Origin of the sequence: Qipengyuania aquimaris, from assembly GCF_009827445.1 — a bacterium.
Lineage (GTDB): Bacteria > Pseudomonadota > Alphaproteobacteria > Sphingomonadales > Sphingomonadaceae > Qipengyuania > Qipengyuania aquimaris.
In genome coordinates, this window is sequence record NZ_WTYI01000001.1 from 176805 (window position 1) to 190401 (window position 13597).

The window sequence follows — 13597 nt, forward strand, 5'->3', positions numbered from 1 at the left end:
CGATCTAGGGAAGCTTTGCCGCCCTTGCCAGCCGAATGTGCTTGAGGGTGCGATGGCTCTCGACTAAGGGCGTGGCTTTAATGACAGCTTCGCAATCACAGCCCCACGCATCCCGCTATCCGGCGGGAGCGCAGGCCTTCCCGCATCGCGACCTGCTCGGCATCGGCCAGCTGGAGCGCCACGAAATCCTGTTTCTGCTCGACGAGGCGGAACAGTGGGTCGATCTCAACCGCCAGCGGCAAAAGCATAGCGACAGCCTTGCCGGACTGACGATCATCAACGCATTTTTCGAGAACTCGACCCGGACGCTGCTGAGTTTCGAGATCGCGGGGAAGCGTTTGGGGGCTGATGTGGTCAATATGCACGCCGCTCAGTCCAGCGTGAAGAAGGGCGAGACGTTGATCGACACAGCGATCACGCTCAACGCCATGCGGGCCGATGCCATCGTCATCCGGCACGGATCGAGCGGGGCGACGGGCCTTATCGCGGACAAGGTCGACTGCCCGGTTCTCAACGCAGGTGATGGCCAGCACGAACATCCGACGCAAGCCCTGCTGGACGCGCTGGCCCTGCGCCATGCGCTGCGGGAGAGAGGGCAATCCGGCGATGATTTCACCGGCCTCACCATTACCATATGCGGCGATATCCTGCACAGCCGGGTCGCGCGATCGAACCTCTTGTGCCTACAGGCGCTGGGGGCAACCGTCCGCCTTTGCGCTCCACCCGCGCTCATGCCTTCGGGCATCGAAGCCATGGGTGCGCAAGTGTTTCATGATTTCGACGCCGCGCTGGACGGAGCGAATGTGGTTATGATGCTGCGTCTCCAGACAGAGCGCATGAGCGGACAGTTCATTCCCTCCGCGCGGGAGTACCACCACCTCTACGGCCTGACTGCCGCCCGCCTTGCCAAGGCCGGAGAACATGCGCTGGTCATGCATCCCGGGCCGATGAACCGTGGCGTGGAAATCGACAGCGACGTAGCCGACATGATCGACCGCTCGATAATTACCCGGCAGGTCGAAATGGGCGTGGCTATCCGCATGGCTTGCCTCGATGTCCTGACTCGCCGTGCGCGCGGGGTCGAAGGATGGGGAGAGGTCGCATGAAGCAGACGCGCGCCCTGACACTTACCGGCGGCAAGCTGGTAGCACCCTGCGGAATTATCGATGGCAATTTGCGCATCGCGGAAGGCCGTATCGCTGCATGCGGCGATGCCCAGCCGCAGGATGGGGACGAGATTGTCGATGCTGGCGGCAAGCTGGTCGCGCCGGGGCTGGTCGACCTTGGCGTCTTTGCGGTCGACAAGCCCGCATTCCATTTTGGCGGCATTACCCGTGCAGCGCTGATGCCCGACCAGTCTCCCGCGCTCGATCTGCCGAGCCGCGTTTCCTATATCGCGAAGAGCGGGAAGCTCGACCTGTGGGTGCATCCGCTGGCAGCCGCGACGCGCGGACTTGCGGGAACCGAGATTGCCGAGATCGCGCTGATGCGCGAGGCGGGGGCGCTAGGCGTTTCTACCGGTCGTGGCTGGATAGCCGATTCCGGCGTCATGCTTCGCCTGCTGCAATATGCAGCCATGCTCGACATGCCGGTCATCGCCCATTCCGAAGATGCAGCCCTTGTCGGCGATGCGGTTGCAACGGCAGGCGAATACGCAACGCGGCGCGGACTGCCCAACGCACCGGCCGAAGCCGAAGCAATCGCCATCGCGCGCGACCTCGCTCTGGCGGAGATGGCGGGTGCGCGCATCCATTTCAGGCAAGTGACAACGCGGGCCGGGCTCGAACTGGTGCGGCGCGCGAAGGCTGGCGGCCAGCGTGTCACCGCAGGCGTGACGCCCGCGCATTTCATGCTGTCCGATCTTGCCACGGTCGATTTCCGCACGTTCGCGCGCCTGTCACCGCCCTTGCGCAGCGAAGACGACCGCCAAGCGGTCCGCGAAGCGATTGCGGACGGCACCATCGACGTGATTTCCAGCGGCCACGACCCCCGCGGTCCGGAAGACAAACGCCAGCCCTTCGCCGATGCGGAACCCGGCATGGCAGGGGCGGAAACCCTGCTCGCGATGGCGTTGACCCTCGTTACTGACGAAATTGTCGACATGGCCCGTGTATTCGATCTTGTGTCGACCAATCCGGCCACGATCCTCGGGGTCCCGTCTGGATCGCTGGAAGTGGGACTGGAAGGGGACGTCGCGCTGATCGATGCGGAGAAACCCTGGGTCGTCCAGAGCGCGCGCATGGCAGCCACGGCAGGCAATACGCCGTTCGACGGGCAGCCCACGCAAGGTCGCGTGCTGCGCCTGTGGAAGGGCGGCGTGGAAATCGGACTCTAGGATAAACGAACCCCCGCCGGATTGCTCCAGCGGGGGTCAGGTCTTGGCTTATGGCTGCGCGTCTTAGCGCGCTGCGACCCTTATTGCCGCATCGCCCAGGTGCCCGGGGAGCGGATTGGTGGAAGCGTAGGCAATGCAGCCTCCGCCCTTGCCCTTGACGCTGGAGCACATGCCCTGCGCTGAATCCTTGGCGAAACCGGCTGCGGCAACGCGATAGTAGATCTTGCCGTTCACGCGCGCCTTGGTGATTACCTTCTGCGCATCTGCGAGTTCGGGATACATCTGTTGGAACTTGCGCCAGCCGTCCTGAGCATCGGACATCGAGAAATACGATCCGAGCTGAATGTTATAATCGCCCTTTGCCAGCGCGATACTCGGGGCAACCTTCGGAGCGGGCTTCGCAGCGGGGCGCGATGCCGGAGCTGCAGCTTTAACTTCGGCCTGCGGAGCCGCAGCGATTGCGACAGGTGTAGGCTGGACCATCTCTTCAGCGACGAATTGCTTGCGCGGAGCGGCCTCGAGACCGGCATCTGCAAGCTGTGCATCACCAAAATCCTGCACCTGCGGAGCCGCGTTTACGGCAGGCAGTTCGCCGGCAAGGGCGAAGCTTGGTGCGGGCTCTTCGACCACGACCTCTTCTTCGACCGTTTCGGCAGCCAGCATCGGAACGCTGGGATTGTTCGAGAGGGCGAGCATTGCAGGCTGGCCGGAGTCGGCAGCGAAATCGACACCCATGAGGTGAGCGACACGAAGGCGGGTCATCCGCGGATCGGCGAGGGCGCCCCATTCGGCCATGCGCTCGCCGACTTCGTTGGCAGGCACGTCTTCCATCGCCATCAGGCGGGCTTCACGCCACTGGCCCGCAAGGGCGTAGGCATAGGCCAGGTTCTGGCGCGTCTTGGCGGTATTCTGACCGCCGCGAATAGCGTTGCTCAGCACGTGGACGCCGCGTTCCGGCTGGCCGGCCAGCGCGATTGCGAGGCCGAAATCAGCCGGGTCGAGCGAGGCTTCCCAGCGCTCGAGCGTTTCGATCGCACCGAGTTGGTCGCCGGCACCGATCTGGGCGAGGGCAAGGCTCACGACGGTGCGCGGACCCGTGTCGCCGAGAGCGACTGCGTCGGAAAAGGTCTGCGAGGCAGACTGGAAACGGCCTGCTTCGAGATAGGCATTGGCCAGCAGCGTCCGGCTGTGCGCATCGCGCGGCGATGCCAGCACGGCAGCTTCTGCGTGCTTGACCGCCTTGTCGGCCTTGCCCTTTTGCAGCGCGACTTCGGCTTTGGCAGCCGAATGCGAAGCGGTAGGTGCGACCTTGCCGGTGCAGCCGGCGAGGCCCGTGGTTGCCAGGGCCGTGGTGACGGCCAGACGGACGAAGAGTTGGTTTCTGGTCTGCATTAGTGCTTACCCCCTAAAGGCGATCCCACGTCCTTGGTTTGCTTACTTGCCGTCATGCTGCACCTGGGCAGCAAGGGCGGCGATTTCCGGCATTTCGGCCAAAAGGCCGTCGAGTGCGTCCGTTACCAGTTGCTGTGCGCTGGACCCGCGGACGGTGCAGGCGAGGCGCAGCATCAGGTGACGTTCCTGGTCGAGGCGCAGCGTGAAGGCTGCGCGCTTGCCCCGGCGCAGCGCGGATTTGCGCTGGACGGGTTGTTTGTTTTCCGGCTTCTTCTCGAGCTGAGTTGCAATGCGATCGAGCGAAGCGCGTACCTGATTCGGCTCGCCACTTTCGTTGGCGGCTTTCGGAGCGATCGAGACTACGTCGGCAGGCATTTTCACCAGCCCGGCCTCAGGTACGGCGCTTTGCGCTTCGTCACCCATGTCGTTCCAGCCCAGATCTTCCAGGTTTGCTGCCGCTGCTGCGCCGTCGACCGGCCCGATGGCCGTGGACTGCGGCCGCATGGCAGGCTTGGCGCCGCCCTTGCGTGCGAGCAGGGTGGAAGAGAGCGATGCGAAATTGGCGTCAGACATCCGGCTAGCCCCGCCTTTCCTTGTTTGCTCTTACTGGGCGACCCGACGGCCGAAGCCACCGGCGGGACGATAGGCACCTGGTTGCGCGGCCTGCGTATTGGGCGCGGCGAAGACGGTGCGGCGGAAATTTTTCTCAAGGCGATCCGCAATGTATTTCCACAAAGCGGTCACCTCGGCAGCCGAACGGCTTTCGGGATCGACTTCCATCACGGTACGGCCATCGATCATCGAAGCAGCGAAATCCGTGCGGTGGTGAAGTGTGATCGGGGCGACGGTACCGTGCTGCGACAGCGCGACGGCGGCTTCCGATGTAATCTTGGCTTTCGGCGTTGCCGCGTTGACCACGAAGATCAGCGGCTTGCCGGCGCGTTCGCAAAGGTCGACCGTGGCACCCACGGCGCGCAGGTCGTGCGGGCTGGGGCGTGTCGGAACGACGATCAGTTCAGCCACCGAAATCACCGACTGGATAGCCATGGTGATCGCCGGCGGCGTATCGAGAACTGCAAGCTTGAAACCCTGCTGGCGGAGAACCGCCAGGTCGTTGGCAAGCCGTGCGACGGTAGTCTGGGCGAAAGCGGGAAGTTCCGCCTCACGCTCATTCCACCAGTCGGCAAGCGAGCCTTGCGGGTCGATGTCGATCAGGACGACCGGGCCTGCGCCCGCTCGTTGCGCCTGAACGGCCAAATGTCCGGAGAGCGTGGTCTTGCCCGATCCGCCCTTCTGCGATGCCAATGCCAATACACGCAAGGCTGGTCCCCCTGATTGCGCTTCTAACCAGTCGAGCCACAAGGTTGTGACCCTCTCGATAGAAGGAGATCGCAGACTACCCCTAATTTAGGGTTAATTTTGCGGCACATTCATTTGCGAGGGCTGGGCCGCGCGAGGATTGGACTTTGTTAAGTTTGGCTTTCGTATAGGATCGCGCGAACCGGGATACGCGGCGGACAGGTGAGGGGCAGCGATGAAATTACGAGAAAGCACATCCGCAGTCGCACTGCTGTGCATGGTCCTTGCAGTTCCGGCGCAGGCGGACGTGAAGGCGGGGGTCGATGCGTGGACTGCAGGGAATTTTGCTGCCGCTGTCGAGGAATGGAAGGGCCCTGCCGTGCAGGGCGATCCCGACGCCCAATTCAATCTCGCCCAAGCCTATCGTCTGGGTAGAGGCGTTGAAGCCGACCTCGGGCGAGCGGAGGCCTTGTACGCGCAGGCTGCGGCGAGCGGTCATATCCGCGCTGCCGACCAATACGGGTTACTGCTGTTCCAGACCGGCCAGCGCGAACAAGCAATGCCGTATATAGAAGCAGCCGCAGGGCGGGGTGAACCGCGTGCGCAGTATCTGCTCGGCATAGCGCATTTCAATGGGGACCTCGCCGCAAAGGACTGGCCGCGCGCGTATGCCCTGCTGACCCTGGCAAACGGTGCGGGCATGCCGCAGGCTGCGGGTGCGTTGGCGCAGATGGACGAGTATATTCCTCTCGAGCAACGCCAGCAGGCACAGCCGCTTGCCGCATCGCTCAAGGCAGAGGCAGAGGCCACTCGTGCTCGCGAACTTACTGCTGTCGATCTCGCTCTCGGAAAACCTCCTACTGCCGGCGATGCACCGCAAGTCGTTGAAAAACCGCAACCGGTCACGGTGGCAAAGGCGGAGCCGACTTCCACACCTGCGCCCATTGCGCGCGCGGTACAGCCCAAGCCCCCAGCGCCTCGAAAAACCGCACATGAGGCAACCGGCCCCTGGAAAGTCCAGCTCGGCGCCTTCGGTGTCCCGGGTAATTCGGAGCGCCTCTGGTCGAGGATTTCCTCGCGCGGTGAAATCGCCGGGCGCGAACGGATCGAGCGCAAGGCCGGCAATCTGACGATCCTCCTCGCCGGTGGCTATGCCAGCAAGCAAGAAGCCTCCGCTGCCTGCGCTTCGTTGAAGCGGTCGGGACAGGAGTGCCTTGTCACCCGCTAGGCGGGACCAGTCCACTGAAGGGCTTCCAGGCCGCGCCTATCGCCCTATGAGGGGGCGAGGGGGAATCATGGACCAAGACATCGCCACGCCCGACCGGCCGCAGCCGGTAGCCGTTTCAGGCAGTCGGATCACCAGCCTGGACTTCATTCGCGGCATCGCCGTGATGGGCATCCTCGCGGCGAATATCTTCGCCATGGGGCAGCCGTTCACGGCCTACATGTATCCCACGGCGTTCACCGTGCCGCACTCGGCGGCAGAAGGCTGGATGTGGGTGACGCAGTTCGTGCTCATCGACGGAAAGATGCGGGGTCTTTTCAGCCTGCTCTTCGGGGCGGGGCTTTACCTCTTTATGGAAAAGACCTGGGCGAAGGGCGGGACCGTGTGGCTCCAGATCAAGCGCCTCCTGTGGCTTAGCCTGTTCGGGGCGATCCACTTCTTCTTCATCTGGCGTGGGGACATCCTGTTCCTATACGCCCTTTGCGGCCTCATCGTCGTCGCCATCTTCATCGGCATGAGTATGCGTAAGCAGCTCGCCTTCGGTATCCTCGCCTATATTGTCGGGACACTCCTCTACGGCAGCCTCATCGCAATGCAGTTCGTCGCAGATGCCGAGGTGGACAGCGCGGTCTACGGGCAGATGCAGGAAGAGCTTCAAAAAGGCGCCGAAGAGGACCTGCAGGACGGCAGGCTCGAAACCCAGATTCGGCAGGACGGCACCTATGGGGACTACGTGACGCATAACATCTCGGCCCATGCCGGGGACCTTGCCTTCGTGATGTTCTTCGCATTCGAAACGCTGCCGCTGATGCTCTTTGGGATGGTGCTTTATCGAAAAGGCCTCTTCGACGGACGCTGGAGGCCGCGATCCCTCGGCGCCTCGGCATGGGTAAGCCTGCTGGTCGGGGGCGTGCTGACTCTATGGATTGCGCTCGCGACGAAGGCGGGCGGCATCACATATTACGGCTCGCTCGCCGCTTTCGTCGGCTGGACGCATATCCCGCGCCTGTTCATGGTGCTCGGTCTCGTGATCCTGCTGGCCATCCATGCGCCAACAGCGGGCGGCTGGCTTTCCGACCGGATCACCGCCGCCGGGCGGGCCGCATTCACGAATTACCTCGGCACCTCGATCGTGATGCTGTTCGTGTTCGGAAATTGGGGCCTCGATCTTTTCGGGCGCTTCGGCAGGACGGAGCTTTACCTGGTGGTCCTGGTCAGCTGGTTCGTGATGTTGCTTTGGTCGAAACTGTGGCTCGACCGATTCCGCTTCGGTCCGTTCGAATGGGCCTGGCGCTGCCTTACATACGGCAGGGTGTTTCCGATCCGCCGCTGAGGACTTGCTATTGCGAGTAAGTCGCAATATACCTGCTCTTGCGAATCAATCGCAAGGAGTTCGGCGGTGTATACCTGCATCTGCAATGCCATCAGGGAAACGGACCTTCGCGCCACCGCTCGCCGCGTGTCCGGTGACGCCGAAGCTTGCTATGCAGCGCTGGGCAAGCGGCCCAATTGCGGTGCCTGCCTCGACGAGGCCGATGCGATCATCTTCGAAGAACGCGAGATGGCATTCGAGCCGGCCGGACGTTCCTGATCGCTACTGAAAATCGCTTGCAACTGTAGGTTTTCTGCCGTTTTTTGCACTCGGCGGGCTTGCCGCCCGTCAGCTCCTCGCGCATAATCCTCTCGCTCAACAACACGAGGGAACAGTGCCATGAAGGGCGATGCCAAGACGATCGAGTTTCTCAACAAGGCGCTGACCAACGAGCTGACGGCAATCAACCAGTACTGGCTGCACTACCGCGTCCTTGCGGATTGGGGCGTGTCCAAGCTGGCCGAATACGAGCGGCACGAATCCATCGACGAGATGAAGCACGCCGACATCCTCGCCGAGCGCATCCTGTTCCTGAACGGGCTTCCGAACTTCCAGGCTATCCACAAGCTGAAAGTCGGTGAAACGGTCGAGGAAATCCTGAAAGCCGACCTCGCTATGGAAAACGAGGCCATTCCGCTGCTGCGCGATGCGATCGAGCATTGCGAAAGCGTCCGAGATTTCGTCAGCCGCGAGATCTTCGCCCGTATCCTGGAAAGCGAGGAAGAGCACGTGGACTTCCTAGAAACGCAGTTCGACATGATCGAACGGATGGGGCTGCAGAACTACGTGCAGCTCAACTCCGAACCTGCAGGCGACACGCAGGTCAACGCCGGCTGATCAGCCGCGTTTTTTGCGCTGCATCATGCGTTCGTGATTGCGCCGCGCAGCTGTCCGGGTTTCTAACAGAAAGGACGCGAGGCCAGCCATCAGCAGCGCCATCGTGACCAGCCATGACACGGCCACCAGCGTGCCAAGCGGCGTCCGCACGAAGGCGCTGATGAAGAGCAGCATGATGACCACGCTGATCGTGAACGCAGAGGCAGTGCTCAGCATAACGGCCCGCTGGGCGTAGACGCGCCTTTGTTCGAGCGCGGGCAATTCCTCGACGAGGTCGCCTGCGGTGTCGTTCTCGTCCGCGGCAAGGATACGCTCGATCTTGTTCGCCACCCAGATCAGGCGATTGGTCATCACATTCATGACCGCACCGATACCCGCGAGGAGGAAGGCGGGCGCCAGGCTGAGCTGGACCACGTTCTGAACGCGGAGGCTCGAACTCGTCCGCTCGATCAGGTCGATACCGGGCAGGCTGACCAGCAGGTCGAACAGCATCAGCGCCCGCCGCTGTAATTGCCGCCGCCGCCCTTGTTGGCGTTGTAAGGGTTCTTCGGGCTTTTAAGGACCACGCGCACCGGAACGGCATCGAAGCCGAGCTTGGCGCGGATGCCATTGACGAGGTAGCGCTCGTAACTCTTGGGCAGATCGTCGAGGCGCGTACCGAACACCACGAAGCGGGGCGGGCGGGTGCTGGCCTGCGTGATGTAGCGCAGCTTGATGCGGCGACCGCCGGGGGCGGGGGGCGGATTGGCCTCCAGCGCATCGTCGAACCAGCGGTTGAGTGCTGCTGTGGGCACACGGCGGCTCCATGCCTCGCGGATTTCGAAGGCTGCCGACAGCATGGTGTCGAGGCCCTTGCCGGTCTTGGCCGACACGGCGAAGAGCGGCACGCCGCGCACCTGCGAGAGGCCCTCGTTCAGTGCCTCGCGAATTCCGTTGAACAGGGAGCTGGCGTTTTCCGCGATGTCCCATTTGTTGATCGCGACCATCAGTGCGCGACCTTCTTCCAGCGCCTGGCTCGCGATCTTGAGATCCTGGTGTTCGAGTCCCTGCGTCGCATCGAGCAGGAGAACGACAACTTCGGCGAAGTCGATGGCGCGCTTGGCATCTGCGACGGACATTTTCTCGATCTTGTCCGTCACGCGGGCACGCTTGCGCATACCGGCGGTATCGATGAGCCTTATTTCGCGGGTCTCGTTCGCCTTGGGGTCGAACCATTCCCAATCGACCGCGATCGAATCGCGGGTGATGCCTGCTTCCGGACCCGTCAGCAGTCGATCTTCGCCGAGCAGCCGGTTGATCAGGGTGGATTTACCTGCATTCGGCCTGCCCACGATGGCGAGCTTGAGAGGCCCGGCAGGGGCGTTTTCATCATCGCCTTCGAGGGATGCGGCTTCTTCTGCCGCCTCAGCCTCTTCCGACTTGGAACCGATGATAGGCCAGAGACCGCCGAACAGGTCGGCGATACCTTCGCCGTGTTCTGCCGAGACGCCGAGCGGCTCGCCGAGGCCGAGCGAGTAGCTTTCGTAGATGCCAGCCTCTGCCGCCTTGCCTTCAGCCTTGTTGGCCACCAGGACGACCGGCACTTCCTGCTCGCGCAGCCAGCGGGCGATTTCTTCGTCCAGCGGAGTGATCCCGGCGCGCGCATCGATGACGAACAGCGCCGCGTCTGCGCCTTCGAGGCTGACTTCGGTCTGCTTGCGCATCCGGCCGGGCAGCGTGGCGTCGTCCTCGTCTTCCCACCCTGCGGTATCGACGACCGTGAACTGGAGTCCGGCAATCTCGGCGTCGCCCATCCGGCGATCGCGCGTGACGCCGGGCTGGTCGTCGACCAGGGCAAGTTTCTTGCCGATCAGCCGGTTGAACAGGGTCGATTTGCCGACATTGGGTCGGCCAATAATGATTACGGTGGGTTTGGTGGCGTTCATTCTGCGCGGCAAGTGGCGTTTTGCGGGCGCTATGGCAAGGAAAAGGCGCTTAGGCAGGTATTAACCATGGCGCGCTATCCGTTACGTCATGGGTACGAAAAGGATCGCCGCAACGCTCTTTGTCGCCTGCCTCGCACAGGAGGCACCGGCGCTTGCGAACAGCGAAACCGCCGAGTTGAGCGCCTATATCCAGTGCGCTCCTTACGCCCGCGAAATCTCAGGTATTGAAATTTATGGCGATGCGCGGACCTGGTGGACCCAGGCGCAGGCTCGCTACGAAACGGGAACCCTCCCGCGAGAAGGCGCGGTCATGACATTCCGCCCGCACCGCTCGATGCAGCTTGGCCATGTTGCCACGGTAAGCAAGGTGCTCGATTCGCGAAGGGTCCTGCTCGATCACGCCAATTGGTCGCCGATCGACGGCAAGCGGGGTCAGGTCGAGAAAGACGTTCTCGCCATCGACGTATCGCCCGACAACGACTGGAGCGAAGTGCGCGTCTGGTACGCGCCAATCGCCGATCTCGGTAAAACGCCCTGGCCGATCGAAGGCTTCATCTACGCGGACAAGCGAAAGGCAGGCGAGAGCGCACCTCGTCCGCGCATAGCGACAGCACGTCCCGACCCTTCAAGGAATTTCCTGTCGGCTTTCGCCGAATACGCTGACTGATCAGTCGGCCTTGCGAACAGGCGCGTCGTCGCCGAGATCTTCGTACCAGGCTTCGACCGGGCCGTTCAGCTTGAGCGTCAAGGGATTGCCCTTGCGGTCCAGCGTCTTTCCGGCCTGCACACGGACCCATCCGCCCGAGATCGAATATTCCTCGATATCGGTGCGCTGACGGCCCTTGAAGCGGATGCCGACGCCGCGCTTGAGCACTTCGACGTCGAACTTGTCGCTCTTCGGATTGACCGAAAGCTGGTCGGGCGGGAGGTCGGTTTTGGTGTCTTCGCTCATGGAGCGCGCCCCTAATCTGGCTTTGCCCGTGCTGCAAGGCCAATTAGCCCAGCGTCAGTCTGGCGGCATGACGGCGGCGTCCATCGCGATTTCGCCAGCGCCGTCTTTCCCGCCTTCCATCGCCGCGCCCATGCGCTTCTCTGCCTTTTTGTCCTGTCTATCAGGCGCGCCCCGGTCCTGGAGCACATCGCCTTCGCGTTCCCCCTCTGCCGCCATTTCGCGTGCAGTCTTGGGATCGGCGTCGGGGTCGATCGCGGGTGGGGTTGCGGGAGGAATGGCCGGTTTGTCGTAATCACTCATGGGGATTTCCTTTCCCCTTGCGAACGAACCCGGTGTACAGGCTGTTCCTGCGTCCATCGCCGCGCTTGCCCTTTTCGCCCGACACGACTAGAGGCACGCGCCTATACGCGTGGCGTGCGCCGCTAACGCGCAGCTTCGTTCGGGTTAGCGGGCGTGGCGGAATTGGTAGACGCGCTGGTTTTAGGTACCAGTATCGAAAGATGTGGGGGTTCGAGTCCCTTCGCCCGCACCAATCCGTCACGGACACGTTCAGCCTTCGCGCCTTATTAGACACTTGGAAAGTCACGAGTTCTCAAACCCATGCAGATCAAAGAAACCGCCAACGACGGCCTGAAGCGCGCCTACACGATCACCCTGACCGCCAAGGAAATCGACGGTCGTGTCGATGCCGAGGTCGCGAAGATCGCCCCGCAGGTAAAAATGCCCGGCTTCCGCCCCGGCAAGGTTCCCGCGAATCTCGTTCGCAAGATGCACGGAGAGCAGCTCCACGCGCAGTCGCTCAACGACATGATCCGCGAATCGGTCGACAAGGTGATGGCCGACAACGAACTGCGTCCTGCCATGCAGCCCAAGGTCGAACTGAACGAGGGTTATGAAGAAGGTAAGGACGCACAGATTTCGGTCGAACTCGAAATCCTGCCCGAAGTAGAAGCGCCGTCGACCGACGGTCTCGAAATCGAACGCCTGACCGTTCCGGTTTCCGACGAGCAGGTGATGGAATCCATCAAGACGCTCGCCGACAACAACAAGAGCTACAAGGACGCTGCCAAGTCCAAGAAGGCCGCCGACGGCGACCAGCTGATCATCGATTTCGTCGGCCGCGTCGACGGCGAGGAATTCGAAGGCGGCAAGGCCGAGAACACCCCGCTCGTCCTGGGTTCGGGCATGTTCATCCCGGGCTTCGAAGAACAGCTCACCGGCTCCAAGACCGGCGACAAGAAGACCATCGAAGTCACCTTCCCCGAAGATTACCAGGCGCAGCACCTCGCCGGTAAGAAGGCCGAATTCGACGTCACCGTCCAGCAGGTGAAGGTCGAGGGCGAAACCAAGATCGATGACGAGTTCGCGAAGAACTTCGGTCTCGACGGTCTCGACAAGCTTAAGGAACTGATGCGCGGCCAGCTCGAGCAGGAAACTGCCGGCCTCACCCGCACCCAGATGAAGCGTTCGCTGCTCGACCAGCTTGCTTCGGGCCATGACTTCGCCGTGCCGCAGGGCATGGTCGATGCCGAGTTCGAGCAGATCTGGACCCAGCTCCAGCAGGAAGCCGCCCGTTCGGAAGATCCCGAAGCGATGCTGAGGGAAATCGAAGCCGAAAAGGACGACTACCGCTCGATCGCCGAACGCCGTGTGCGCCTCGGCCTGCTGCTGTCGGAAATCGGCCAGCAGAACAACGTTCAGGTCACGCCGAACGAGATGAGCATGCTCATCCAGCAGGCTGCCCAGCAGTACCGCGCGGAAGATCGTGAGCGGTTCATCCAGTACGTCCAGTCCGAACCGATGGCTGCCGCCCAGCTGCGTGCGCCGCTCTATGAAGACAAGGTCGTCGACTTCCTCTTCGACAAGGCCGAGATCACCGAACGCGAAGTGACGCGCGAGGAACTCGAAGCCGCGATCGAGGCGGACGAAAGTGAAGAAGCGGCGAAGCCGAAGAAGAAGGCTGCGGCGAAGAAGAAGGCGCCGGCCAAGAAGGCTCCGGCCAAGAAAGCTGCAGCGAAGAAGGACAAGAAGGCTGACGAAAAGCCTGCGGCGAAAAAGGCTGCTGCAAAGAAGGCTCCGGCCAAGAAAGCTGCTGCCAAGAAGGATGAGGGCGAGAAGAAAGCCCCCTCCAAGAAGGCCGCTGCCAAAAAGTCTGCCGCCAAGAAGGCTCCGGCCAAGAAGGCTGCAGCAAAGAAATAAGCTCAATAGCTTGAGCAGATTTAAGGGGCGGCGGGAGCGATCCTGCCGCCCTTTTTCTTTG

15 protein-coding genes and 1 tRNA gene are annotated in these 13597 nt (G+C 62.4%); 9 read left to right on the plus strand and 7 right to left on the minus strand.

Annotated elements, in window-relative coordinates:
* Window positions 1-80: 80 nt before the first annotated feature.
* On the plus strand, window positions 81-1106 hold the full coding sequence (locus tag GRI34_RS00755; protein ID WP_160594309.1) for an aspartate carbamoyltransferase catalytic subunit: 1026 nt from the start codon (window positions 81-83) through the stop codon (window positions 1104-1106).
* Window positions 1103-2335: a dihydroorotase gene (locus GRI34_RS00760; RefSeq protein ID WP_160594310.1), complete on the plus strand. Its 1233-nt coding sequence runs from the start codon at window positions 1103-1105 to the stop codon at window positions 2333-2335. The genes GRI34_RS00755 and GRI34_RS00760 overlap by 4 nt, the downstream gene beginning before the upstream one ends.
* A gap of 63 nt (window positions 2336-2398) precedes the next feature.
* Here GRI34_RS00760 and GRI34_RS00765 read toward each other — a convergent pair whose 3' ends face one another.
* Genes GRI34_RS00765 through GRI34_RS00775 form a run of 3 tightly spaced genes read right to left on the minus strand, consistent with a single transcriptional unit; the run spans window position 2399 to window position 5047 of the window.
* On the minus strand, window positions 2399-3727 hold the full coding sequence (locus tag GRI34_RS00765; protein WP_160594311.1) for an SPOR domain-containing protein: 1329 nt from the start codon (window positions 3725-3727) through the stop codon (window positions 2399-2401).
* A gap of 42 nt (window positions 3728-3769) precedes the next feature.
* On the minus strand, window positions 3770-4300 hold the full coding sequence (locus GRI34_RS00770) for a hypothetical protein (protein WP_160594312.1): 531 nt from the start codon (window positions 4298-4300) through the stop codon (window positions 3770-3772).
* A 30-nt stretch (window positions 4301-4330) separates the two neighbouring features.
* Window positions 4331-5047 (minus strand): ParA family protein, encoded by a 717-nt coding sequence (locus tag GRI34_RS00775; protein WP_100260617.1) that lies wholly within the window; start codon window positions 5045-5047, stop codon window positions 4331-4333.
* Window positions 5048-5261: 214 nt separating this feature from the next.
* Between GRI34_RS00775 and GRI34_RS00780 the strand changes: the two genes are divergently transcribed.
* From GRI34_RS00780 to bfr, 4 genes are all read left to right on the plus strand, one after another.
* Window positions 5262-6254: an SPOR domain-containing protein gene (locus GRI34_RS00780; RefSeq protein ID WP_160594313.1), complete on the plus strand. Its 993-nt coding sequence runs from the start codon at window positions 5262-5264 to the stop codon at window positions 6252-6254.
* A gap of 67 nt (window positions 6255-6321) precedes the next feature.
* Window positions 6322-7584 (plus strand): DUF418 domain-containing protein, encoded by a 1263-nt coding sequence (locus tag GRI34_RS00785; RefSeq protein ID WP_234028109.1) that lies wholly within the window; start codon window positions 6322-6324, stop codon window positions 7582-7584.
* A 66-nt stretch (window positions 7585-7650) separates the two neighbouring features.
* Complete coding sequence (locus tag GRI34_RS00790; RefSeq protein WP_160594314.1) at window positions 7651-7842, plus strand: (2Fe-2S)-binding protein; 192 nt, start codon at window positions 7651-7653, stop codon at window positions 7840-7842.
* 120 nt (window positions 7843-7962) lie between these two features.
* On the plus strand, window positions 7963-8460 hold the full coding sequence (gene bfr / locus GRI34_RS00795) for a bacterioferritin (protein WP_160594315.1): 498 nt from the start codon (window positions 7963-7965) through the stop codon (window positions 8458-8460).
* On the opposite strand, the gene GRI34_RS00800 is transcribed toward bfr, so the two are convergent.
* Window positions 8461-8952 carry a DUF2721 domain-containing protein gene (locus GRI34_RS00800; protein WP_234028110.1) on the minus strand — a complete coding sequence of 164 codons (492 nt, stop codon included), beginning with the start codon at window positions 8950-8952 and terminating at the stop codon, window positions 8461-8463.
* Window positions 8952-10385: a ribosome biogenesis GTPase Der gene (der, locus tag GRI34_RS00805; protein ID WP_160594316.1), complete on the minus strand. Its 1434-nt coding sequence runs from the start codon at window positions 10383-10385 to the stop codon at window positions 8952-8954. Before der ends, GRI34_RS00800 begins: the two co-directional genes overlap by 1 nt.
* 88 nt (window positions 10386-10473) lie before the next feature.
* Here der and GRI34_RS00810 point away from each other — a divergent pair, with 88 nt between their 5' ends.
* On the plus strand, window positions 10474-11052 hold the full coding sequence (locus GRI34_RS00810) for a CHAP domain-containing protein (protein ID WP_160594317.1): 579 nt from the start codon (window positions 10474-10476) through the stop codon (window positions 11050-11052).
* On the opposite strand, the gene GRI34_RS00815 is transcribed toward GRI34_RS00810, so the two are convergent.
* The gene (locus GRI34_RS00815; RefSeq protein WP_160594318.1) at window positions 11053-11337 is read right to left on the minus strand and encodes a DUF3297 family protein; all 285 of its coding nucleotides are present in this window, start codon (window positions 11335-11337) and stop codon (window positions 11053-11055) included.
* 54 nt (window positions 11338-11391) lie between these two features.
* Window positions 11392-11637 carry a hypothetical protein gene (locus GRI34_RS00820; RefSeq protein WP_160594319.1) on the minus strand — a complete coding sequence of 82 codons (246 nt, stop codon included), beginning with the start codon at window positions 11635-11637 and terminating at the stop codon, window positions 11392-11394.
* Window positions 11638-11784: 147 nt separating this feature from the next.
* Here GRI34_RS00820 and GRI34_RS00825 point away from each other — a divergent pair.
* Window positions 11785-11869: transfer RNA gene (locus tag GRI34_RS00825), tRNA-Leu, on the plus strand.
* Between the two features lie 68 nt (window positions 11870-11937).
* Window positions 11938-13536, plus strand: coding sequence for a trigger factor (tig, locus tag GRI34_RS00830; RefSeq protein WP_160594320.1), 1599 nt, complete (start codon window positions 11938-11940; stop codon window positions 13534-13536).
* Window positions 13537-13597 lie beyond the last annotated feature (61 nt).

Excerpts from the sequence above, each read along its gene's own strand:
- GRI34_RS00785 (WP_234028109.1), top strand. The coding sequence starts at position 6,322 with ATGGACCAAGACATCGCCACGCCCGACCGGCCGCAGCCGGTAGCCGTT.
- GRI34_RS00765 (WP_160594311.1), bottom strand. The coding sequence starts at position 3,727 with ATGCAGACCAGAAACCAACTCTTCGTCCGTCTGGCCGTCACCACGGCC.
- GRI34_RS00770 (WP_160594312.1), bottom strand. The coding sequence starts at position 4,300 with ATGTCTGACGCCAATTTCGCATCGCTCTCTTCCACCCTGCTCGCACGC.
- tig (WP_160594320.1), top strand. The coding sequence starts at position 11,938 with ATGCAGATCAAAGAAACCGCCAACGACGGCCTGAAGCGCGCCTACACG.
- GRI34_RS00755 (WP_160594309.1), top strand. The coding sequence starts at position 81 with ATGACAGCTTCGCAATCACAGCCCCACGCATCCCGCTATCCGGCGGGA.
- der (WP_160594316.1), bottom strand. The coding sequence starts at position 10,385 with ATGAACGCCACCAAACCCACCGTAATCATTATTGGCCGACCCAATGTC.
- GRI34_RS00810 (WP_160594317.1), top strand. The coding sequence starts at position 10,474 with ATGGGTACGAAAAGGATCGCCGCAACGCTCTTTGTCGCCTGCCTCGCA.
- GRI34_RS00760 (WP_160594310.1), top strand. The coding sequence starts at position 1,103 with ATGAAGCAGACGCGCGCCCTGACACTTACCGGCGGCAAGCTGGTAGCA.
- GRI34_RS00815 (WP_160594318.1), bottom strand. The coding sequence starts at position 11,337 with ATGAGCGAAGACACCAAAACCGACCTCCCGCCCGACCAGCTTTCGGTC.
- GRI34_RS00800 (WP_234028110.1), bottom strand. The coding sequence starts at position 8,952 with ATGCTGTTCGACCTGCTGGTCAGCCTGCCCGGTATCGACCTGATCGAG.
- GRI34_RS00780 (WP_160594313.1), top strand. The coding sequence starts at position 5,262 with ATGAAATTACGAGAAAGCACATCCGCAGTCGCACTGCTGTGCATGGTC.
- GRI34_RS00820 (WP_160594319.1), bottom strand. The coding sequence starts at position 11,637 with ATGAGTGATTACGACAAACCGGCCATTCCTCCCGCAACCCCACCCGCG.
- bfr (WP_160594315.1), top strand. The coding sequence starts at position 7,963 with ATGAAGGGCGATGCCAAGACGATCGAGTTTCTCAACAAGGCGCTGACC.